This window comes from Neotamlana sedimentorum, from assembly GCF_000943565.1.
In the GTDB taxonomy this organism is placed as follows: domain Bacteria; phylum Bacteroidota; class Bacteroidia; order Flavobacteriales; family Flavobacteriaceae; genus Neotamlana; species Neotamlana sedimentorum.
Map to the genome: position 1 here is coordinate 264,863 of NZ_JTDW01000002.1, position 22,612 is coordinate 287,474.

A 22,612-nucleotide genomic window follows, 5' to 3' on the forward strand; every position below is an offset into this window, starting at 1 on the left:
ATATGAAACAATTAAAAATATACACGCTCCTAATTTTATTTACAGCTTTAAGTTGTGGTAAAAATCAGGAGGTCATAAAGGATGAAAACAGTTCAGTTTCTTCAAACATAGAGAGTAAAGTTGAAGATTTACTTTCTAAAATGACATTAGAAGAGAAAATAGGACAAATGAACCAATACAATGGTTTTTGGGATGTTACTGGACCTACTCCAGATAATGGAGATGCCGCTAAAAAGTATGAACATTTGCGTAAAGGTTATGTAGGCTCTATGCTTAATGTAACCGGAGTTGAAAACGTTCGTGCTGTACAAAAAATAGCGGTTGAAGAAACCCGATTGGGCATTCCTCTTATAATAGGTTTCGATGTTATTCATGGTTTTAAAACCTTAAGCCCAATTCCGTTGGCAGAATCTGCTAGTTGGGATTTGGAAGCTATTAAAAAATCCGCCGAAGTTGCAGCACTTGAAGCTTCTGCAGCAGGTATAAACTGGACCTTTGCGCCAATGGTTGATATTTCTCGCGATGCCCGCTGGGGTCGTGTTATGGAAGGCGCTGGCGAAGATCCGTTTTTAGGTTCTAAAATAGGTGTGGCCAGAATAGAAGGGTTTCAAGGTGTAGATTTAGGTTTAGAGCATACCATAGCCGCATGTGCAAAACATTGGGCAGGATATGGTTTTGCAGAGGCTGGTAGAGATTACAATACAGTCGATGTTGGTACATCTACTTTAAACAATATTATTTTTCCTCCATTTGAAGCCGCTGTAAATGCAAACGTGAGAACCTTTATGAATTCTTTTAATGAGCTTAACGGTGTTCCAGCAACAGGAAATAGTTATTTACAACGTGATATTTTAAAAGGAAAATGGAATTTTGATGGTTTCGTTATTTCCGATTGGGGCTCTATGATAGAAATGGTTAATCATGGTTTTGCAAAAGATAAAAAACAGGCAGCAGAATTATCTGCTACTGCAGGGTCAGATATGGATATGGAATCTTATGCTTATGTTACAGAATTAGCAAATTTGGTTAACGAAGGTAAAGTTTCAGAAGATTTAATAAATGATGCGGTTAAACGCATTTTACGCGTAAAATTCGAGTTAGGTTTATTTGACGATCCTTATAAATATTGCAATTTAGAGCGTGAAAAAGAAGTAACGGGAAGCCAACAAATACACGATGCTGTTCTAGATATGGCTAAAAAATCTATTGTGCTTTTAAAAAATGAAAATAATATACTTCCATTAGAAAAAGAAGGTCAAAATATAGCCGTAATAGGAGCTTTGGCTAACGATAAAACAAGTCCGTTAGGAAGTTGGAGAATAGGAGCAGAGGATGGTACAGCGGTATCTTTTTTAGAAGGCATGAAACACTATCCTAATAACAAAATTAGTTACGCAAAAGGTGCTAATGTTATTACTGGAGACGCTTCTTTTCCTTTTGAATTAAACATTAATACAACTGATAAAAGTGAGTTTAGTAAAGCTGTTTCAACGGCTAAAAATGTAGATATAGTTGTCATGGTTTTAGGTGAACATGCTTTTCAAAGTGGTGAGGCTCGAAGCAGATCAGAATTAGGTTTACCAGGTGTTCAACAAGAATTGTTAGAAGCTGTTTATGCAGTTAATAAAAATATCGTTTTAGTGTTAAACAATGGTCGTCCGCTAACTATTCCGTGGGCAGATGCTCACATTCCAACTATTGTTGAAGCATGGCATTTAGGAACGCAAAGTGGTAATGCTATTGCTCAAGTTTTGTATGGCGATTATAACCCTAGCGGAAAGTTACCAATGACGTTTCCAAGAAGTGTAGGGCAAGTGCCTATATATTACAACTATAAAAATACTGGAAGGCCAACAGCAAACGAACCAAATAGTGTGTTTTGGTCGCATTATACCGACGTGAGTAATACACCGCTGTATCCGTTTGGTCATGGTTTAAGTTATACAACGTTTCAATATTCTAACTTAAATGTAACTGTTAAAAGTGAAAATGAAGTTGAGGTATCTTTCAATTTAAAAAACACAGGAAGTTTAAAAGGTAAGGAAGTAGCTCAGGTTTACATTCGCGATTTGTTTGCAAGTGTAACTCGCCCTGTAAAAGAATTAAAAGGCTTTGAATTAGTTGAATTACACCCTGGTGAAACAAAGCAAATTACTGTAACATTAACCGAAAATGAACTTGGTTTTTATAATAATTCAGGCGACTATGTTGTAGAACCTGGAGATTTTACAGTGTTTGTTGGTGGAAGTTCTAACACTGCTTTAGAAAACAATTTTACGTTATAAAAGATGAAACCAAGTTTAGTTATTGTTCTTTTTCTAAGTATTTTTTCTTATAAAGGTCAGGATACAGAATTATTATGGGAAGAAAATTTTGATGGAAATACTTTAAATGAATCAGTTTGGAATTTCGAGTTAGGTAATGGTTGTCCAAATATTTGTGGTTGGGGAAACAATGAGCTTCAAGAGTATACAAAAACCAATCATAAGGTGGAAAATGGTTTACTTACTATTACTGCAAAACATGAAGATTCGGTGTATTCTTCAACAAGAATAACAACCAAAAATAAATTTCAATTTAAATATGGCAAAATTGAAGCTAGAGCTAAATTACCTGTTGGTAAAGGCTTGTGGCCAGCTTTTTGGATGTTAGGTAGTAATATTGATAAGGTGGGCTGGCCGAAATGTGGTGAAATAGACATTTTGGAATATGTGGGTAAAGAACCGCATAAAATTTTTAATTCGTTGCATACCCGGGATAGCCATGGAAACACGGTTAATACTAAAAAAACAAAAATTGAATCGATTGAAGAAGGATTTCATGTGTATTCAGCTAACTGGACAGAAACAAAAATTGAATTTTTTGTAGACAATAAGTTGTTATACACGTTTGCGCCAGATGAATTAGAGAATGATAATATTTGGCCATTTAATCAATCGTTTTACGTTATTCTAAACTTGGCTATTGGCGGTAATTTTGGTGGTCCAGAGGTTGATGATTCTATTTTCCCGCAAGAATTCGTAATAGATTATATTAAAGTATTTAAACACAAATATTCTGATTAATAGCACTTAAAACCTTTAGTTTTTAGTTTGTTTGTAGTTTGATTAGCGAGGTTGTTTTTTACAATCTCGCTTTGTTTTTGTTAAATGAAAGTTTAAATACTTTCTCTTAAATTAAAAAAAAGCTTTATTTTGTAAAGAAACCACCACAGCATTTATGTTCGACGATATTTTAGCAGCAATTCCTTTTGGTATTATTTTATCCTTTACTATAGGGCCTGTATTTTTTGTTTTGCTTGAAACTAGTGCTACTAAAGGCATAAAGAGTGCTTTAATATTTGATTCTGGGGTTATTCTGGCAGATATACTATTTATTATTGTTGCCTTTTTTAGTACCAATAAACTTTTAGATAAAATTAAAGACGATCCTAATTTTTTAATTTTTGGTGGCGTTTTATTAACCGCTTATGGTGTTATTACCTTTATAAAAACATCAAAATCGTTTAGAGAAATTGTTCGAGAATACCATAGAGTAGAAATTAAAAAAGGCTATGGAAAGCTATTTTTAAAGGGTTTCCTGCTTAATTTTATAAATATTGGTGTGCTATTAGGTTGGGTTGCTTTTATTGTATTAGCAAATAGCTTAACGAGTTCTAAAAACGGAGTAATAGTATTTTTATCTACTATTTTAATAGTGTATTTGTTAGTAGATATTATAAAAATAATAGTGGCTAAAAAGCTAAAAAATAAGCTCACGCCAAGAGCTATTTTTAAAACCAAAAAAATTATAGCTTTAGTAATTTTAGCATTTGGTATTTTGTTGCTTGTTCAAGGGTTTTTTCCAAAAGAAAAGGAATTAATTAAAGAGAAGTTCGAACAAATTAACCCTATTATCGGATAGTATAAAGTTGGTTTTACCAAGAGAAAACCCTTTCGAATTTTCTCTTGTAAACCAGTATTTTAGTAATTATTTTTTGTCTCCGAAATAAGAAACACCATCACCAGTTAAGAAATCTTCTCTTACTGGGCTAAAAGTATCAATTAAAATTCCAGCTTCTAAACAAACAGCGCTGTGTAATAAGTTTGGCTCGATGTAAACACCATCACCAGCTTCAACAATTTGTTTTACGCCATCAATTTCAAACTCAAATTTTCCGGCAGCACAATATGTAGCTTGTGTATGAAAATGTTTATGAGGAGAACCTAAAGCTCCTTTTTCAAATTTTACTTGTACCATCATTATTTGGTTATCGTATCCTAAGAATTTTCTAGATACACCACCGCCAAGGTCTTCCCATTCCATGTCTTTAGTAATGATGTACTTGTCGCTAAATCTTTGCATTTTATTATATTTTTAGTTATTTCTTTTGCAAGATAATTTATTTCTATGGAAGTTAAAATGACAAAAGTTAGATTTTTAAAGTCTAATGTGCTTAAATAAGTTTGTAAACAAAAAAAGCCTTCAGAAATACTGAAAGCTTTTTGTTTTGAGGCGTCTAGCGGATTCGAACCGCTGTACAAGGTTTTGCAGACCTCTACCTAGCCACTCGGTCAAGACGCCATAATTGGAGTGCAAATGTAAAAAAAAATAAGACTATTTTATACCTAAGTTTTATTTTTTCCTTTTATCGGTCATTTTAATGGTCACTTTAGCTACATCGCCACCAATTGGCGGGTTAACTTTACTTACCAAAACCGTTGCTTTTTTAACTAATTTATCTTCGTTAAAAATACGATCTAAAATACGTCTTGCTACCGTTTCAAGAAGGTGCGACGGTTTTGCCATTTCTTCTTTTATAATACGATTTAAAAAAACATAATCTACCGTATCGCTTAATTGGTCGGTTTTTGCCGAAGGTTGTAAATTCGCTTTAACTTCTAAATCTACACGATAATCGCTACCTATTTTAGTTTCTTCTTTTAAACAGCCATGATATGCAAATACACGAATGTTTTCAACTTTTATAATTCCCATATTGCAAAAATAATACTTTTTCATTCCTGCAAAGGCAGGAATCTCTAGTTTGTAAAAAAGTCGAAAATATTACCTAATGCACTGGTTTTCGATTTATAAAACTCGGTATAGGTGCATTTTTTACATGTTACCGATGAGAATTTTTTGTTTTGAACATCAAAAATTTTGGCAAATGCCCCACCAGTAGCACGCATTTCGTCTATTTCGTAGGTTGTATTTCCGCACTTTGGGCAATGGTAATTCATTTTTAAAAGGTTTTAATTAATATTTATGTACTATTAGTATTAACTTTCTCTGTTTTGTTACGAATTTCATTAATTTTACGCTTTATATTAAGTACAGTTTATATATGTCTGAAGAAACAAAATCGCTCAACTTTATAGAGCATATTATTGAAGAAGATTTAGCTAACGGATTAGCTAAAGATAAACTACGTTTTCGTTTTCCGCCAGAGCCAAATGGCTATTTACACATTGGGCACACTAAAGCTATTGGTATTAGTTTTGGTTTAGGATTAAAGTATAACGCCCCTGTAAATTTAAGGTTCGATGATACAAATCCGGCAAAAGAAGAACAGGAATATGTCGATGCTATTAAAAAAGATGTGGCTTGGTTGGGTTACCAATGGGAAAACGAATTATACTCTTCAGATTATTTCCAGCAGCTGTATGATTGGGCTGTTCAATTAATAAAAGATGGTAAAGCTTATGTTGATTCGCAATCTAGTGAAGCTATGGCAGAACAAAAAGGCACACCTACACAACCAGGAGTAGATGGTCCTTATAGAAATCGTTCTGTTGAAGAAAACTTAGACCTTTTTACACGCATGAAAAATGGCGAGTTTGAAGAAGGCGAACATATTTTACGCGCTAAAATTAACATGCAACATACAAATATGTTAATGCGTGACCCTATTATGTATCGTGTTATTAAAAAAGACCATCATAGAACTGGAAGCGATTGGTGCATTTACCCAATGTACGATTGGACGCATGGCGAAAGTGATTATATCGAGCAAATTTCGCACAGTTTATGTTCGTTAGAATTTAAACCACACCGCGAACTTTACGATTGGTTTAAAGACCAAGTTTACGATTATTCGAAAACCGAATACCCAATGTTACCTAAGCAACGTGAATTTGCACGTTTAAACTTAAGTTATACCATAATGAGTAAACGTAAGTTGCTTAAGTTGGTTGAAGATAAAGTGGTTTCTGGTTGGGACGACCCACGAATGCCAACCATTTCTGGATTACGTCGTCGTGGTTATACTCCAAATTCTTTAAGACAATTTATTGATAAAGTTGGTGTTGCTAAACGTGAAAATGTAATTGATGTAGCGCTTTTAGAGTTTTGTATTCGTGAAGATTTAAACAAAATTGCACCACGAGTTATGTCGGTTTTAAACCCATTAAAAGTAGTTATTACCAATTATCCCGATGGAAAAGAAGAATGGTTAGATGCCGAAAATAATCCGGAGGACGAAAGTGCTGGTTCTAGAAAAGTACCTTTTTCAAAAGAAATTTATATAGAGCAAACCGATTTTAAAGAAGAAGCAAGTAGTAAATATTTCAGATTAAAATTAGGTGGCGAAGTTAGATTGAAGAATGCCTATATTATAAAAGCAGAAAGCGTTGTAAAAAATGCAAACGGTAACATTACCGAAGTGCATTGTACTTACGATACCGATACTTCTAAAAAAGTAAAAGGAACGTTGCATTGGGTATCTATAAAACACGCAATAAAAGCAGAAGTTAGAGAATACGATCGTTTGTTTATGGATGAATCTCCAGATAGCCACGACGGAAAAGATTTTATGGAGTTTTTAAATCCGAATTCTTTAAAAGTAATTGAAGCATTTGTAGAGCCAAGTTTAGTCGATGCTAAAGTAGGCGAGCAGTTCCAGTTTCAACGTTTAGGTTATTTTAATGTAGACGACGATTCTAAACCAAGCGCTTTAGTATTTAATAAAACTGTTGGTTTGCGCGATAGTTGGGCAAAACAAGCACCAAAACAAAACACCGATCAAAAACCACAACAAAATAAGCCACAGCAGCAACGTAAAGCAATTAATGTGGTGCAGCAGTTAGGTAAAAAATACACCAATTATCCGCCAGAAAAACAAGAAAAAGTTAAAGCCGAAATATTAGAATTAGCCAAGGACGTAAGCTACGACGAGTTAGAACCGCTATTTAACACGGCAGTTAAAAAAGTAGGAACTCGTATTGCAGCGATGTTAGTTTTACAAGTAAAATTAAATGAAGGCCAAGAAAAAAACGAAGCAATTAATAGTTTTATTGAAAAAGCTTTAAATGATAAAAATGAATTGCTTGTAACTCAAGCAAAAGAGATAGGTTAATTTTTTTAGAACTCTTCGTCCATTCGAGTAATTCTGAGGCACGAAGAATTGTATCGAGAATAATTCTACCAAGGTCTTTTTTATCTAATATCCATTTTTTAAGTATCTTTAAATACTAACTTTAACTAATAAACATATGGAAATTAATTTTTTAGCTGTGGTGGTAGCTGCAGCTTCGGCGCTGGTTTTGGGTTTTATTTGGTATAACCCAAAAACCTTTGGAACGGCTTGGATGAAAGCCGCAGATATGACTGAAGAAAAAATGCAAGGAGCAAACATGGCTAAAATTTTTATATTGGCCTTTATTTTTGCTTTATTACTCGCAATGAGTATGCATACATTGTCGGTGCATCAAATGGGTGCTATGGGAATGGTTGGTGGCGATATTGAAAATGCGTTACCTTCGTATAATGCCTTTATGGCCGATTATGGAACGGCTCATCGAAGTTTTGGTCATGGTGCGTTACATGGTTTTTTCGCTTCTATTTTTATTGTTTTACCCGTTCTTGGAACTAATGCTTTATTCGAAAGAAAAAGCGCAAAATATATTTTAATAAACTCTGGTTATTGGGCTTTAACTATGGCGGTTATGGGCGCAATAATTTGTGGTTGGCATTAAGTTTTGTAATTATTTCATATAAATAAAGACTGAGAATTGTATTTTCAGTCTTTTTTATTTCAAGCTATGCAATTTAAAATTTATACATCGGTAAACGAGCTTCCAGAAAACTGGGATGGTTTTGTTAGTCACGATGTATTTTTACAAACGCTCTATTTTAAAGCTATAAAGCAATCATCACCAGGCAATATTAGCTGGTTTTTTGTAGGTGTTTTTAAAAATGAAAATTTAGTTGGTGTTGCTGTTATTCAGCGTGTGGCCTTGTATTTAAAAGATATTTTTAGGGATGAAAGAGAAAAATGTATCAGAACATTTTTGCAAGACACCGTTGCTAAAGTTTTAAAAGGAAATATTTTAGTTGTTGGTAATTTAATGCACACAGGGCAACATGCATTTTCTTTTAATGAAGCTTTAATATCGTATCCTGAATTTTTGCAAGGTATTTTTAAAGCCATTGATGAAATAAAAACACTAGTTAAACGCACCCAAAACAAGAAAATTAGAGTTATAATGCTCAAAGATTTTTTTGAAACCAATGCTATTCACAAAGAAACAGTTCTGTTTAATCAGCAAAAACTATATAAAGTAAAAGTGCAGCCCAATATGTTGCTTTCGGTGACTGCAAATTGGCTTAAATTTGATGATTATACAGCAAGTTTAACAAAGAAGTACCGCGACCGATATAAACGGGCTAAAAAGAAACTAAATGGCATTCAAATAAAGGAATTATCGCTTGTTGAAATGGAAAAGCTCCAAAATATAATGCATGAGTTTTACTTAAATGTTTCAAACAATGCAAAGTTTAATACCTTTATTTTACCCGAAAATCATTTTTATAGTTTAAAAGAAAATCTTCAAGACAATTTTAAAGTATTCGGTTATTTTTTAAATGAAGAGTTGGTTGGTTTTTACACCTTAATTTTAAATAAGGATAATTTAGAAACCTATTTTTTAGGCTATCACCAAACGCATCAATACAAAAACCAGTTGTATTTAAATATGCTTTACGATATGCTAAAGTTTGGCATTGAAAATAAGTTTAAAACTATAGTTTACGCGCGAACAGCTATGGCTATAAAAAGTTCGGTGGGCGCAGAAGCAAAAAATATGTTCGTTTATATGAAGCATACAAATGTTTTAATTAACGGATTGTTAAAGCAAATTTTCAAACTTATGAATCCTAAGCAAGATTGGGAAGAACGACATCCGTTTAAAACATAATTTTTTAGTTTTTAACGTCAATTCGAGTGATTTCGAGGGACGAGAAATTGTATCGAGAATAACTTAAAAACGATAATAGATTTTAATCAAGAATCAAAAAATCACGATATTTACAATTACAACCAACAACTAAACCATGAGCTTGCGATCGTTAATATTAATTATTATAAACAGTCTTGTGTTTTTAGTTATTGTATTGCTTTCGGTAACGTTTTACAATCAGTTTTCTAAGGTTTTAGACGATAGAATTCTGCTTCAGCTTAACTCGATTAAAACTTTAAAACAAATTCAAATTGAGCGTTTAATTACTTCAGAATGGGAAGCATTTCGAAATAATCCACAAACGGCATCCTTCAGCGACAGCTTAAAAATTATAAATCCAGAACAGTTATTTTCATCATCTGGAGTTTACGATTTAACCGAGTTTCATCTTAATAAAAAAACATCAATTGCTTTAGTTTTACGCGATAGTAATCAAACTAAAATTAAAATAATCGATTATAATAAAATTAAAAATATTCTTTTAGAGCGTACTGGAATGGGTGAATCAGGAGAATCGTATTTGGTAGGTCAAGATTTTTATTTGCGTTCGCAATCGCGGTTTTTAACTCAAAAAACACCTGCCACGATTTTAGCAAAAACAGTTGGAGTTACTCAAGCATTTTCTGGACAATCGGGTAGGGGAATTTATCCAGATTATCGCGGTATTAAAGTTTATGGCGTTTACGATGTAATAAAAATTAAAAATTTAAAACTCGCCATAGTTTCAGAGATTGACGAAAATGAGGTTAATGCGCCATTAAAAGATTTACGATTGCGGCTATTTGGGTTAATTGTTTTAATAACGGTTTTGGCTATTGTTCTGTCGTTGTTTTTAACCAGAATTATTACCAATCCGGTCGAGAATATGAAAAAGAGTTTAAAAATTATGGCAAATGGCGATTATTCCGAGAGTCATCAATTTAATAAAAACTCTACCGAAATTGCCGAAATGTTTAACGCGCTTGGGCAATTAAAAAAATCGTTGCAAGGTGCTGTTAGTTTTTCGGAAAACATCGGAAAAATGAATTTAAATGCGCAATACACACCAAAAAGTACGAATGATGTTTTAGGTAAAAGCTTGGTAAAAATGCGTGATAAATTGGTTGAATTTCGAAATAATGAAAACAAAAACAGATTAAACACCAAACGTCAATTGGTTGATGGTTTAGAAAAAGAACGTCGCCGTTTAGCAAGAGAGTTACACGATGGTTTAGGCCCGTTGCTAACCTCTTTAAAATTCTATATCGATAATAAAATAGAAAATGATGCGCAGCGTCTTGAAATGAAAACGATTTTAGATGAAACTATTACAGAAATCCGTGTTATGTCTAATGCGCTTATGCCTTCTAGTATTGATGATTTTGGAGTGTCAACAGCTATTTTAAACTTTATTGAAAGCATAAAAAACTCCACTAAAACTCAAATAATTTTTGAAGATTTAACCAAACAAAATGATAGTAAAATAACTAAAAACCAGCAAATTAATATTTTTAGAATCACCCAAGAACTTATTAATAATACCATAAAACACGCCCAAGCAAAACATATTAGAATTAGCTTATCGGAATTTGACGATTTTATATCGCTATTTTATTTTGATGACGGCATAGGTTTTAATTTAGACCATGTAACTTTAGGTTCTGGCATAACAAATATTAAAGAACGTGTAGATATTTGTAACGGCGATGTAAACATAAATTCTAAAGCCGGAAATACCACTTTTGAAATTGAATTACCCATTGATTATGAAACCAATTAACCTAATTATAGCAGACGACCACGAACTTTTTAGAAACGGCTTAAACGAGCTTTTAAAGAAGTACGACGATGTACATGTGGTTGCTCTTGTTGAAGACGGAAACGAGTTGTTTAAAGAATTAGAAAAACATAAAGATATTGCTATTGTTTTACTAGATATAACCATGCCAAATATGGATGGATTTCAGGTTTTAAATAAGTTGAAAAACAGTGATAACAACATAAAACCAATTGTTATTTCTATGCACGACGAAGGTAATTATATTGCAAGTTGTGCCAAAAACGGAGCATATAGTTATTTGTTAAAAAATACCGACCAAGATGAGCTTATAAAAACCATTAGAATTGTAAATGGCGGAAAAAAGTATTTCCAACCGCAAATTGCAGAGAAAATGATTAATTATATGTCGGAACAATCGGTAAGTGAAAATATATTATCAAACAAAGAAAAGGAAGTTTTAGATTTGATTTCTAAAGGATTAACTACCAAAGAAATAGCAAAACGGTTGTTTGTTAGTAGCCGAACTATTGAAACCCATCGGGCTAATATTATTAAAAAACTAGAGGTAAAAAACACAGCAGAACTTATTAAAAAGGCTACAGAAATTAACTTGATATAACTGTTGATTCTGTTTTTAAAAGAAAATGTAGTTAAACTTCTAGTGATTTCTTCCGAATTGAATAATATTTATAAGTCACCTTGAGCGTAGTAGAAAGGTTTTTGAGTATTGTTTTAATAGATTTTAAAATCCATAAAAAGCTAATTAATTTGGTTTCGACTGCGCTCAACCTGACATCACGTTCCACTATGATATTCTAAAAATCAGTATAAATACGGATGCTATTTCGGTAGTTTCATAGACCTGTAAACAGGCTAATCTGTTATTAATTTTATAAAAGAATTTAAAACAGAATTAGTTATGAAAAAAATAGCATTTACCGCATTAGCAATTATAATTTCGTTTGGAGCTTACGCACAAAAACGAAACGAATTTAAAGGGCCTGCCTATAAAAATTACAAACCTTGGCAACACGATGTTGAGCCTACAGTTGTTTATACCATTATTGAAAAAGAAAGTTTAACTGGGCCAGAATATAAAAACCAAAAGGTTTGGGAAAATAAGAATATAGAAGATTATAAAGTAATTTCTATTGGTACAAAACGGTCTAAATTAAAAGGGCCTGCTTATAAAAATTACAAACCTTGGTTGCATAAAAATGAAGAGGATCAAGATTCTTAAAACTTTAGCAACTCTTTAAGACAAAGTGTGTTATATTTTTTATAAGTTATATGAAAACAAAAAATATAATTTATGAAAACTGCAAATAGCGAGATACTTACAGAAATAGCAACTTTAACAAGAACTATTGAAGACAATTATCCAGAGCTTCAAAAGTATTTAGATGAGAGTAGAAGCACTTTACCAAAAGGAAACTTTAATAAAGGAGAACTTGATACGGAAGAATTAGAAAATTACCGAAATAGTTTAAAGAATTTAATTAGCAAATACAACAATTAAAATTTAGAGTGAAAAGATGCCTTATTAAGCTAGTACATTTACCAGTTTAATTAAGGCTCTTTTTTTTTAAGAAATGTAAATCGTTTTCGACTAAGTTTAAAACAATTTACAAAATGAGAAAATTAGCTTTCCTTCTTTTAATACTGCCTTTTTTATCGTTTTCGCAAAGTATGACAAATGCAACATTGCATGAATTATATACTTCGGTAAGCGATTCTATTAATGGAAAATCTGGACGTTGGGAATTTTTCGTAAATCAAGTACCAATGCTTTCTGTTACAGATGAAAACCATAATAGGATGCGTATAATTTCTCCAATAACAGATGCTAATAATTTAAACGACGAACTTATAAAAGCTGCTTTAGTTGCTAATTTTCATACTGCTTTAGATGTTAAATATGCGGTGTCAGATGGTATATTGTGGTCTGTTTTTATTCATCCTTTAAAAGAATTAACAAAAGAACAAGTTGAAGATGCAGTAAGGCAAGTTTATAACGCAAATGTAAATTTTGGAACTACTTTTAATAGTACATCTTTAACATTTCCTGGAAGTATAAATAATAAGGAAAGTAGGGAAGTGGTACCAGAAAAAACAACTATGAAATTTAAAAAATCATAGTTGCAATAAAATAACAAAGGCTGTTTGAAATGCTTCAAACAACCTTGTTTTAAATTTATAAGGCTTATATTAAAATCTAGTCTTCGTTTTCGCTGTTATTTTTCTTTTTGGCATTTTTCATAGCTTCACCAATTTGGTTACTAGCTGTAAAACTAGCGACCATTTCGTTAAGCATGTTACTACCTGTTTGAGGTGAATTAGGTAATAAAATAAGATTACTATTAGTTTCTTCACCTAGCGATTGTAACGTGTCGTAATGTTGCGTAACAACAATTAAGGCAGAAGCTTCTTGGCTATTTATACCCACACGATTTAAAACTTCAACCGACTCTTCTAAACCACGAGCAATCTCACGGCGTTGGTCTGCAATACCTTGCCCTTGTAAACGCTTGCTTTCAGCTTCAGCTTTAGCTTTTTCTACAATTAAAATACGTTGAGCATCACCTTCATATTGAGCGGCTGTTTTTTCACGTTCTGAAGCGTTAATTCGGTTCATTGCAGCTTTTACTTGTGCATCTGGATCGATATCTGTAACAAGTGTTTTGATAATATCGAAACCGTATTCTAACATGGCATCGTTTAATTCGGCTTTTACAGCCAAAGCAATATCATCCTTTTTAACAAAAACATCATCAAGTTTCATTTTAGGTACTTCGGCACGAACTACATCAAACACATAACTTGTAATTTGCTCGTGCGGATAATCAAGTTTATAAAATGCATCGTATACTTTTTGACTAAGCACGCGATATTGTACAGATACTTTTAAGCGAACAAATACATCATCTAAAGTTTTAGTTTCAACAATAACATCTAATTGCTGAATTTTTAAACTTAGTTTACCAGCTATTTTATCTACTAAAGGAATTTTAAATTTTAGTCCGGATTGGCGTATACTATGAAACTTACCAAAACGTTCAATAATAGCAGCGGTTTGTTGTTTTACAGTAAAAATAGAGGAGATTAAAATTACGATTCCAATAAAAAGAATGGGAATAAATACGAAGTTCATAATAATTAAGGTTTAAACATGGTTAAAAAATTAAGGTACAAAATAAATGTTATATTTGGGATGATTTTCTCTCAATCCATGAAACATAACCAATTTATAATATTAGTAGCTATTTGTACATGTTTTGTTACAAAAAGTTTTTCTCAAAGAGGAAATCAACGGATCCAGAACGGTATTGGTTTAATGGGAGGGATTACAAAATTTGATATTGTAACCAGTAATTTTGAAATCGAACAAGGCAATGGATTTTTAGGAGGAACCGCAGCAACTGTTGATATTCCTTTTAAATGGTATAATATAGGTTTTGGAATGCAACTATCTGAAAATCATGTTAATATTTTAGGTCGACCGACTAGTGCAAGCACAGAAAGCGAGTTTATAGATTATAAGTTGTTTGCTGTACAAATTCCTTTATTAATACATATTAAGGTTTTTTCTCATTATTTTAATGTCGACGTCGGCCCTATGTTTCAATACAATAGTAAACTAGAACTTGTCGATGATTCACAAGAAGGATATTACATAAATAACTATAATAATTTAATGGCAGAAGATATTGTAAATATCTCTCAGTTTAACATTAATGGTGTTATTGGTGCTTCGCTTGGAATTAGAAATTTTAAGCTTAAAGCACAGTATATTTATGGATTCACAAATATTTTTAACAAATTAGAAAAACAAAATTTAGAAACTTCTGGAGGCGATTCTCGTTTTAAAGGGAACCAAAGCCAAATATTTTTAGGTGCCGCCGTGATGTTTTAAAATTTATTTATGAAAAGAAGAACATTTTTAGAAACAGGTTTAAAAGCCACAGCAGCCTTAGCATCTCTTCCTTTATTAAACTGTGTTGATGCACCAAAAAAAGAAGAAGCATTTATTGATAAAATTTTACCAGCTCCAAAAAACGGCGGTTTTCGTGATGATAATTACTGGATTTGGGGATCGTCTGTTATAAAAGGTGAAGATGGAAAATACCATATGTTTGCCTCAAGATGGTCTAAAGATGTTGGTTTTGGTAATTGGGTTACAAACTCAGAAATTGTTCGTGCTGTTGCCGATACACCTGTTGGTCCTTATAAATTTCAAGAAGTAGTTTTACCTCCAAGAGGTAAAGCGTTTTTCGATGGTATGTGTACGCATAACCCAAGAATAGTAAAATATAAAGACAAATATTTATTATATCACTTTGGTACAACTTACGATTTCGATATGCCTACCAAAGAAAACCGCAAACCAGAAGGTTATAATTGGAACCAAGCATGGTTAAATAAGCGCGTAGGTTTGGCCATTAGCGATTCGGTTTTTGGACCATGGGAACGTGTTGATAAACCGGTAATTGAACCTAGAGAAGGCCATTGGGATGCTACAATAACATCTAATCCATCTCCAGCGGTAGATCCTGAAACGGGAAAAATTTTATTAATGTATAAGTCTTCGGCGACACCAAAACCACCTTTATTATTGGGTGTAGCTATGGCAGATAGCCCTACAGGCGAATACAAGCGTTTAAGCGAAGAACCTGTATTTAGATTTGAAACACCAGATAACAACCATATTGATGTTGAAGACCCATTTATTTGGTGGGCAGGCGATAAATATGAAGGCGTTATAAAAGACCGCTCCGGATTAATTTGCGGAGAAGAAGGTGGCGGTGTTCACATTTGGTCTAAAGATGGTGTAACCTGGAATTTATTCGACAAGGTAAAAGCCTATAGCCGAAATATACTTTGGGAAGATGGTACAACTACGCATCAAAATCACTTTGAGCGTCCGTTTGTTTTAGTTGAAGATGGAAAACCAACACATTTATTTGCTGCTGTTGGTAGCGGGCCAAAAGCTTGGAGTTTTGAAAATACTTGGAATATGGTAATTCCTTTAAAGCATTAAGCTTTAAAGGAATTTTCTTTTTAATATTATTCTGCTAAGAAAGTTTTTAATGGCTTTATAAAACTATCAAACTTTTCAATATGTGGTAAATGTCCCACGTTTTCAATTTCAACTAATTTGGCATTTGGAATTGCTTTTTGCGTTTTTTTGCCTAATTCTGCATAAAGTCCCATGGTTTTTCTAACAGCTTCTGTAACTAATGGCTTTCCTAAAGCGGTTCTGTCTCTAGTTCCAATTATTAATAGAGTAGGAGCGGTAATGTTTTTAAATTCGTACACTACAGGTTGTGTAAAAATCATATCGTAGGTAAGCGCATTGTTCCACGCAATAGTTTCGTAACTAGAGTTTAATGTCCAACCGGCTAATAAGTTAACCCATTGATCGTATTCTGGTTTCCACTTGTTATCGTAATAATTAACTAACTGATATTTTTTAATGCCTTCGTAACTCTTTTTTAACTCGTTGTTATACCACCACTCAACAGGTTTGTAAGGTACTTTTAGTTTCCAATCTTCTAAACCAATTGGATTTTCTAAAATAAATTTCTCTGTAGTTTCTGGATACATTAAAGCAAATCTAGTAGCAAGCATACCACCCATAGAATGACCTAAAATGGCTGTTTTTTTCACATTTAAACTATCTAATAATGTTTTTGTGTTTTGAGCTAATTGCTGAAATGTATAATGAAAATGATTTGGTTTTGATGATTTACCAAAACCTATTTGGTCTGGAACAATTACTCGATAACCTTCCGATGCTAAACTATTAATGGTAGTTTTCCAGTATGCTCCATTAAAGTTTTTACCATGAAAAAGTACGATGTTTTTACCATTGTAATTTTCTGGTTTTACATCCATATAAGCCATTTTTAAATCTTGGTTTTGGATGTTTAAATCTAAAACGTTAACAGTAAACGGATATTCGTAATTTGATAATTCAATATCTAACCATTCCAATTGATTGGTTTGTGCATTAATGTTAGTAATGGTTAAAATAACTAGGCATAGGTTTAAAAATAATGTTTTCATAAATGTGAGGATTTAAAAAAAGCCCTGATGTTTTTCAAGGCTTTTGTTTTATATTATATTTTTTCAATGAGGTTGTCAATGCGTTTTACAGTTTCGTTTTTGCCTATTAAAAACATAATTTCAAAAACATCAGGACCTTGTAAGGCGCCAACTAAAGCTAAACGTAAAGGCATCATAATTTTTCCAAAACCAATATTGTTGTCTGTAATCCAGCCTTTAATATCGGTTTGTAAAGCATTAACGGTAAAATCGTCTATATGTGTTATAATCCTTTTTACTTTAGTTAATATTTCGGCAGTATCGTCTTTTATAGCCTTTTTAAAAGCCTTTTCATCGTAGTTTGAAGGCGATGTAAAGAAAAAGTGCGATAAGCCCCAGAAATCGTTTATAAATGTTGCGCGTTCTTTTACTAAACTTACAACCATTTCAATATAGTCTACATCAATAGTTTTTAATTCTTCTTGATGGTTTTTAAACGCTTCTGCAAGTTTTAAATTGTCTTGCTCTTGCATGTAATGGTGGTTAAACCATTTTGTTTTATCTGGATCGAAACGAGCACCAGCTTTATTTACTTTGTTTAAGTTAAAAGCTTCAACCAATTCTTCTAAACTAAAAAGTTCTTGTTCGGTTCCTGGATTCCATCCTAAAAATGCTAAAAAGTTTACAACAGCTTCTGGGAAATAACCATCTTCTTTGTAACCTCTAGAGATGTCGCCTTCTGGAGATTTCCATTCTAAAGGAAAAACAGGAAAACCTAATTTATCGCCATCACGTTTGCTTAATTTTCCTTTTCCGGTTGGTTTTAAAATTAATGGTAAATGTGCAAATTCTGGAGCTTCCCAATTAAAAGCACGATAAAGTAAAATGTGTAATGCTAAACTTGGTAACCATTCTTCACCGCGAATTACGTGCGAGATTTCCATTAAGTGGTCGTCAACAATATTTGCTAAATGGTAGGTTGGCATACCATCGCTTTTAAACAAAACTTTATCATCTAAAATATTAGTATCAATTTTTATATCGCCACGAATAATATCTTTTAAGTGTAGAGTTTCATCTTGCGGACTTTTAAATCGTATAACATAATCTTCGCCAGCTGCAATTTTGCTTTGCACTTCTTCCGCGCTAAGCGATAATGAATTATTTAGTTTTAAACGGTTATGCCAATTGTAAATAAAAGTTTTACCGTTAGCTTCGTGCTCTTTTCTATGTTTGTCTAATGCTTCGGCAGTATCAAAAGCATAGTATGCATTGCCCGATGCAATTAATTCATCGGCATATTGCTTGTACAAATGTTTGCGTTCGCTTTGTCTGTATGGGCCAAATTTTTCGTTTATGTTTGGGCCTTCATCAAAAGGAAATCCGCACCAGTTTAAGGCATCAATAATGTATTGTTCGGCACCTTCTACGTAACGGTTTTGGTCGGTATCTTCAATACGTAAAACAAAAGTTCCGTTATGTTTTTTAGCGAACAAATAATTGAATAATGCTGTACGAACACCACCAATATGTAGTGGACCGGTTGGGCTTGGTGCAAAACGCACACGAACGTTTTTTGTCATGTTTTATTATGATTTTTTAAACTTCAGTATTTTTTGCAAAGATACAATTAACAGCTAATTATGATGCGTGTAAAAAATAAAATTGTAGTTTAGTAATTTATAGTGTTTTACCCAAATCATGACAAATTTTAACGACATACAAAACAAAGTTGAAGCCTTTATAAAAAGGTATTATACCAACGAATTGCTTAAAGGTGTTATCCTGTTTTTCGCTATTGGTTTATTGTATTTTTTATTCACGCTTTTTATTGAACATGTTTTGTGGTTAAGCACAAATGCACGAACCATTTTATTTTGGCTTTTTATTGCTGTTGAAGCTGGGTTACTCTTCAAATTTATTCTTTTGCCTTTGGCGAAGTTATTCAAACTTAAAAAAGGCATTAATTATTTAGATGCTTCAAAAATTATTGGACAACATTTTCCCGAGGTTAACGATAAATTGGTTAATATTTTTCAACTTGAAAATAACGAATCAAAATCGGAATTACTTTTAGCGGGTATCGATCAAAAGTCTGTAGAATTAAAACCAGTGCCGTTTAAACTCGCTGTTAATTTTAAAAACAATGTTAAGTATTTAAAGTATGCAGCAATTCCAATAGCTATTATTTTATTGTCGTTTTTCTCTGGTAACTTTAATTGGTTTAACGAGAGTTACAATAGGGTAGTGCATTATAAAACTGCTTATACACCTCCGGCACCTTTCGAATTTTTTGTGATTAATGATAAGTTAACGGCTGTTGAAAATACAGCGTTTAAATTATTGGTTAGAACTGCTGGAGAAGTGGTTCCTGAAACAATGGAAATTTTGTATAACAACGAAACCTATTTTTTACAGCAAAAAGGTAATGGGGAATTCGAGTATGTTTTTACCAAACCAAAAAAGGATATAGAATTTGGGTTAGTGGCAAACGATGTGAGTTCTAAACCTTATAAAATTAATGTGGTAAAAACACCAAGTATTGTTAATTTTAAAATGCATTTGGACTATCCTGATTACACAAATAAAAAGGATGAAATTTTAAATAGTTCTGGAAATGCTTTGGTTCCGGAAGGCACTAAAGTAACGTGGGAATTAATTACCGAAGCGACCAATTCGGTGACCCTGTTTTCAAATGATACGATTCCCTTTTCTAAGGAAAGTGATAATTCTTTTCAGGCTTCAAAACGTATGTTTAATAACATCAATTATACTTTAAGCACAAGCAATACTGATTTAAAAAATTACGAAAATTTAAACTTCAATATTCAAGTTATTAAAGATGCTTACCCTGAAATTAATATTGAAGTTAAACAAGATAGTTTAGATAATGAATCACTTTATTTTCATGGTAGATTAACCGACGATTACGGATTGCGTAAAGCGCAAATGGTTTACTATCCATCTGATAGTTTTAATAAGAAAGAAACTTTAGATTTAGGTGTTTCTGGTACTAATTTTTCTGAGTTTGTTACAGCATTTCCAAATAATTTAAATATTGAAGAAGGCGTAGCTTACAGTATTTATTTTGAGGTTTTCGATAACGATGCGGTTCATAATTTTAAGCAAATAAAAAGTGGCGTTTTCACGTATAGAAAACGGACTAAAGAAGAAGAGAACAATCGTAATTTGGAGCAGCAAGGTAAAACTTTAAACGATTTACAAAAGTCTGTTGAGAAGTTTAAGTTGCAAGAAAAAAGTTTAGAGGAAATTACACGTCTTCAAAAGGAAAAAAACGATCTTAATTTTAATGATAAAAAGAAATTAGAATCGTTTATAGAGCGACAAAAAGAACAAGATGAAATGATGAAACATTTCAACAATAAATTAAAAAATAATATTGATGAGTTTCAAAAGGAAGAACAAGACGATCCGTTTAAAGAAGCTTTAAAAAAACGTCTTGATGAAAATGAAGAACGGTTAAAAAAAGACGAGCGTTTGCTAAAAGAGTTAGAGCGCATGCAGGATAAAATTAGTAAAGAAAAATTAACCGAAAAGCTTGAAGAACTAGCTAAGCAAAACAAGAATAAAAAACGAAGTTTAGAGCAGTTGTTAGAGTTAACAAAAAGGTATTATGTTGAAAAGAAATTAAATCAGTTAAAAGAAGATTTAATGAAACTTGCTATCGATCAAGAGAAGCTTTCTAACGAAAACAAAGAACAAAATACAACTGAAAAACAGAAGGCTTTAAACAAGAAATTTGAAGCGTATAAAAAGCAAATTTCAGACCTAGAAGAAGAGAGTAAATCTTTAAAAAAGCCGGTTGATATTCCAAGAGATAAACAAGATGAAAAGGAAGTTGATCAAGATCAAAAAACAGCATCCGAGGAATTAGAAAAGAAAGAACAAGAGAATGCTTCAGATAATAAAAAGCAGCAACAAAACAGTACAGATGAAAATTTAAAAAAGGCTCAAGAAAGTCAAAAGAAGGCTGCAAAAAAAATGATGCAAATGAGCCAAAGTATGCAGGAAGCAATGCAAAGTTCTGGTGGTGAACAATTGCAGGAAGATGTTGATGCGCTTCGGCAAATTTTAGATAATTTGGTGTTGTTCTCTTTCGATCAAGAGGATTTAATGAACTTGTTTAAATCGTCCGAGACTAACGAAAATGGCTTTGCTTCAAATTTAAAAAAGCAACATAATTTATTGGAACATTTCGAGCATGTAGACGATAGTTTGTTTGCGCTGTCACTTCGTAATCCTAAGTTGTCCGAACAGGTTAATAAAGAAATTTCAGAAGTGTATTATAACATGGAAAAGAGTTTAGAAAACTTTGCTGATAATAGAGTGTATCAAGGTGTTTCTAACCAGCAGTTCGCCATCACTGCAACAAACAATTTAGCCGATTTTTTAAGTGATGTTTTAGATAATATGCAAGAGAGTTTGAGTATGTCTGCAGGAAAAGGAGGTAGTGGCGATATGCAATTACCAGATATTATTATGAGCCAAGAAGAGCTTAATAAAATGATGGAGGAGGGTATGAAAAAAGGAGAAGGAAAACCTAAAGATGGTGAGGGAAAAAAGCCTGGAGAAGGACAAAAACCGGGTGAAGGTTCTCAGGGTTCTGGTGGAGAAAATGATGGTGGCGAAAATAATGGAGAAGGTAAAAACGGAAAGAATGGGCAGAAGCAACCAGGTGAAGGTGAAGGTACAAATGAAGATTTAAACGGACTGCTTTATCAAATTTACCAAGAACAACAAAAGCTTAGAAATGAACTGGAAGATCGTATTGCTAAGGAAGGTTTAAAAGGAAACGCAAGGAATCTAGTACGCCAGATGGAAAACGTTGAAATGGAATTATTGAATAAAGGATTTACGCAACAAACGCTTCAAAAAATGATGCAATTAAAGCATCAATTATTAAAATTGGAGAATGCGACGCATCAGCAAGAAGAAGACAATAAAAGGCAATCTAAAGCTAATTTTAATCAGTTTAAAAACACAACTTCAAATCAAATTCCTACCGCAAAACAATATTTTAATACTACTGAAATATTAAACAAACAAGCATTACCTTTGCAGCCTGTTTATAAAGTTAAAGTACAAGAATATTTCAATCAAACCAATGATTAGTTTTAATTACGAAACCGATTTTAAATTGTCTTCTGAAGAAGATGTTTCTAAGTGGATTTTAGAAACCATTACATTAGAAAACCACAAATTAGAAGAGGTGAATTATGTGTTTTGTGATGACGAATATTTGCATAAATTAAATGTTGAGTTTCTTAATCATGACACCTTAACCGATATTATTAGTTTTGATTATTCTGTAGGTAAACAAGTAGCTGGAGATATCTTTATTTCTGTTGAAAGAGTTGCAGATAATGCAAAGGATTTTAATGTTTCTTTTGATGTTGAATTGCAGCGCGTAATCATTCATGGTATTCTGCATTATTGTGGTTATAAAGATAAAACCGATGACGATGCTAAGGTAATGCGAAGTAAAGAAGATAGCTATTTAGAGCTTTATAATCAGAAGTTTAGTTAATTTTAAAGTATATTCATTATTAGTGTTCCACGTGGAACACTT

21 protein-coding genes and 1 tRNA gene are annotated in these 22,612 nt (G+C 32.5%); 15 read left to right on the plus strand and 7 right to left on the minus strand.

Going from position 1 to position 22,612, the window contains the following annotated elements; all coding sequences use genetic code 11:
* The first annotated feature begins 2 nt into the window (after nt 1–2).
* The 3 genes from bglX to PW52_RS03515 all read left to right on the plus strand — a co-directional run bounded on the left by bglX (nt 3) and on the right by PW52_RS03515 (nt 3,903).
* Entirely contained in the window at nt 3–2,285 is a 2,283-nt protein-coding gene (gene bglX, locus PW52_RS03505) for a beta-glucosidase BglX (RefSeq protein WP_044631533.1), read from the plus strand.
* Between the two features lie 3 nt (nt 2,286–2,288).
* Entirely contained in the window at nt 2,289–3,065 is a 777-nt protein-coding gene (locus PW52_RS03510) for a glycoside hydrolase family 16 protein (RefSeq protein WP_044631534.1), read from the plus strand.
* A gap of 154 nt (nt 3,066–3,219) precedes the next feature.
* Complete coding sequence (locus tag PW52_RS03515; RefSeq protein ID WP_044631535.1) at nt 3,220–3,903, plus strand: LysE family translocator; 684 nt, start codon at nt 3,220–3,222, stop codon at nt 3,901–3,903.
* A 66-nt stretch (nt 3,904–3,969) separates the two neighbouring features.
* On the opposite strand, the gene PW52_RS03520 is transcribed toward PW52_RS03515, so the two are convergent.
* The 4 genes from PW52_RS03520 to PW52_RS03535 all read right to left on the minus strand — a co-directional run bounded on the left by PW52_RS03520 (nt 3,970) and on the right by PW52_RS03535 (nt 5,222).
* Nucleotides 3,970–4,344 carry a cupin domain-containing protein gene (locus tag PW52_RS03520; RefSeq protein ID WP_044631536.1) on the minus strand — a complete coding sequence of 125 codons (375 nt, stop codon included), beginning with the start codon at nt 4,342–4,344 and terminating at the stop codon, nt 3,970–3,972.
* A gap of 148 nt (nt 4,345–4,492) precedes the next feature.
* Nucleotides 4,493–4,563, minus strand: a tRNA-Cys gene (locus PW52_RS03525).
* A gap of 51 nt (nt 4,564–4,614) precedes the next feature.
* Nucleotides 4,615–4,977, minus strand: a complete 363-nt coding sequence (gene folB / locus PW52_RS03530; RefSeq protein WP_044631537.1) for a dihydroneopterin aldolase — start codon at nt 4,975–4,977, stop codon at nt 4,615–4,617.
* Between the two features lie 44 nt (nt 4,978–5,021).
* Nucleotides 5,022–5,222: a zinc ribbon domain-containing protein gene (locus PW52_RS03535; RefSeq protein ID WP_044631538.1), complete on the minus strand. Its 201-nt coding sequence runs from the start codon at nt 5,220–5,222 to the stop codon at nt 5,022–5,024.
* Between the two features lie 104 nt (nt 5,223–5,326).
* Here PW52_RS03535 and PW52_RS03540 point away from each other — a divergent pair, with 104 nt between their 5' ends.
* From PW52_RS03540 to PW52_RS03575, 8 genes are all read left to right on the plus strand, one after another.
* Nucleotides 5,327–7,336 (plus strand): glutamine--tRNA ligase/YqeY domain fusion protein, encoded by a 2,010-nt coding sequence (locus PW52_RS03540; protein WP_044631539.1) that lies wholly within the window; start codon nt 5,327–5,329, stop codon nt 7,334–7,336.
* A 136-nt stretch (nt 7,337–7,472) separates the two neighbouring features.
* A complete protein-coding gene (locus tag PW52_RS03545; RefSeq protein WP_044631540.1) occupies nt 7,473–7,955 on the plus strand; it encodes a DUF1761 domain-containing protein in 483 nt (160 codons plus the stop codon).
* Nucleotides 7,956–8,021: 66 nt separating this feature from the next.
* On the plus strand, nt 8,022–9,176 hold the full coding sequence (locus PW52_RS03550) for a hypothetical protein (protein ID WP_044631691.1): 1,155 nt from the start codon (nt 8,022–8,024) through the stop codon (nt 9,174–9,176).
* A 136-nt stretch (nt 9,177–9,312) separates the two neighbouring features.
* Nucleotides 9,313–10,977 carry a sensor histidine kinase gene (locus PW52_RS03555; RefSeq protein ID WP_044631541.1) on the plus strand — a complete coding sequence of 555 codons (1,665 nt, stop codon included), beginning with the start codon at nt 9,313–9,315 and terminating at the stop codon, nt 10,975–10,977.
* Entirely contained in the window at nt 10,964–11,596 is a 633-nt protein-coding gene (locus PW52_RS03560; protein WP_044631542.1) for a response regulator, read from the plus strand. Before PW52_RS03555 ends, PW52_RS03560 begins: the two co-directional genes overlap by 14 nt.
* A 300-nt stretch (nt 11,597–11,896) precedes the next feature.
* Entirely contained in the window at nt 11,897–12,217 is a 321-nt protein-coding gene (locus PW52_RS03565; RefSeq protein ID WP_044631543.1) for a hypothetical protein, read from the plus strand.
* 72 nt (nt 12,218–12,289) lie between these two features.
* Nucleotides 12,290–12,496, plus strand: a complete 207-nt coding sequence (locus tag PW52_RS03570) for a hypothetical protein (protein WP_044631544.1) — start codon at nt 12,290–12,292, stop codon at nt 12,494–12,496.
* Nucleotides 12,497–12,609: 113 nt separating this feature from the next.
* Entirely contained in the window at nt 12,610–13,116 is a 507-nt protein-coding gene (locus PW52_RS03575; protein WP_240475140.1) for a hypothetical protein, read from the plus strand.
* Between the two features lie 76 nt (nt 13,117–13,192).
* Here the strand turns inward: PW52_RS03575 and PW52_RS03580 are convergent, their stop codons facing one another.
* Nucleotides 13,193–14,128: an SPFH domain-containing protein gene (locus PW52_RS03580; RefSeq protein ID WP_044631545.1), complete on the minus strand. Its 936-nt coding sequence runs from the start codon at nt 14,126–14,128 to the stop codon at nt 13,193–13,195.
* Nucleotides 14,129–14,146: 18 nt separating this feature from the next.
* Between PW52_RS03580 and PW52_RS03585 the strand changes: the two genes are divergently transcribed.
* Both PW52_RS03585 and PW52_RS03590 read left to right on the plus strand, forming a co-directional pair.
* Entirely contained in the window at nt 14,147–14,890 is a 744-nt protein-coding gene (locus PW52_RS03585; RefSeq protein ID WP_240475141.1) for a PorT family protein, read from the plus strand.
* A 9-nt stretch (nt 14,891–14,899) separates the two neighbouring features.
* Nucleotides 14,900–16,015, plus strand: a complete 1,116-nt coding sequence (locus tag PW52_RS03590) for a glycoside hydrolase family protein (RefSeq protein WP_052823370.1) — start codon at nt 14,900–14,902, stop codon at nt 16,013–16,015.
* A 26-nt stretch (nt 16,016–16,041) separates the two neighbouring features.
* Here the strand turns inward: PW52_RS03590 and PW52_RS03595 are convergent, their stop codons facing one another.
* Both PW52_RS03595 and gltX read right to left on the minus strand, forming a co-directional pair.
* Nucleotides 16,042–17,043, minus strand: coding sequence for an alpha/beta fold hydrolase (locus PW52_RS03595; RefSeq protein WP_044631547.1), 1,002 nt, complete (start codon nt 17,041–17,043; stop codon nt 16,042–16,044).
* Nucleotides 17,044–17,096: 53 nt separating this feature from the next.
* On the minus strand, nt 17,097–18,605 hold the full coding sequence (gene gltX, locus PW52_RS03600; RefSeq protein WP_044631548.1) for a glutamate--tRNA ligase: 1,509 nt from the start codon (nt 18,603–18,605) through the stop codon (nt 17,097–17,099).
* A 118-nt stretch (nt 18,606–18,723) separates the two neighbouring features.
* On the opposite strand from gltX, the gene PW52_RS03605 reads away from it, so the two are divergent.
* Together PW52_RS03605 and ybeY are read left to right on the plus strand one after the other, a co-directional pair.
* A complete protein-coding gene (locus tag PW52_RS03605; RefSeq protein ID WP_044631549.1) occupies nt 18,724–22,155 on the plus strand; it encodes a DUF4175 family protein in 3,432 nt (1,143 codons plus the stop codon).
* Complete coding sequence (gene ybeY, locus PW52_RS03610; RefSeq protein ID WP_044631550.1) at nt 22,148–22,570, plus strand: rRNA maturation RNase YbeY; 423 nt, start codon at nt 22,148–22,150, stop codon at nt 22,568–22,570. The genes PW52_RS03605 and ybeY overlap by 8 nt, the downstream gene beginning before the upstream one ends.
* The last annotated feature ends 42 nt before the right edge of the window (nt 22,571–22,612 follow it).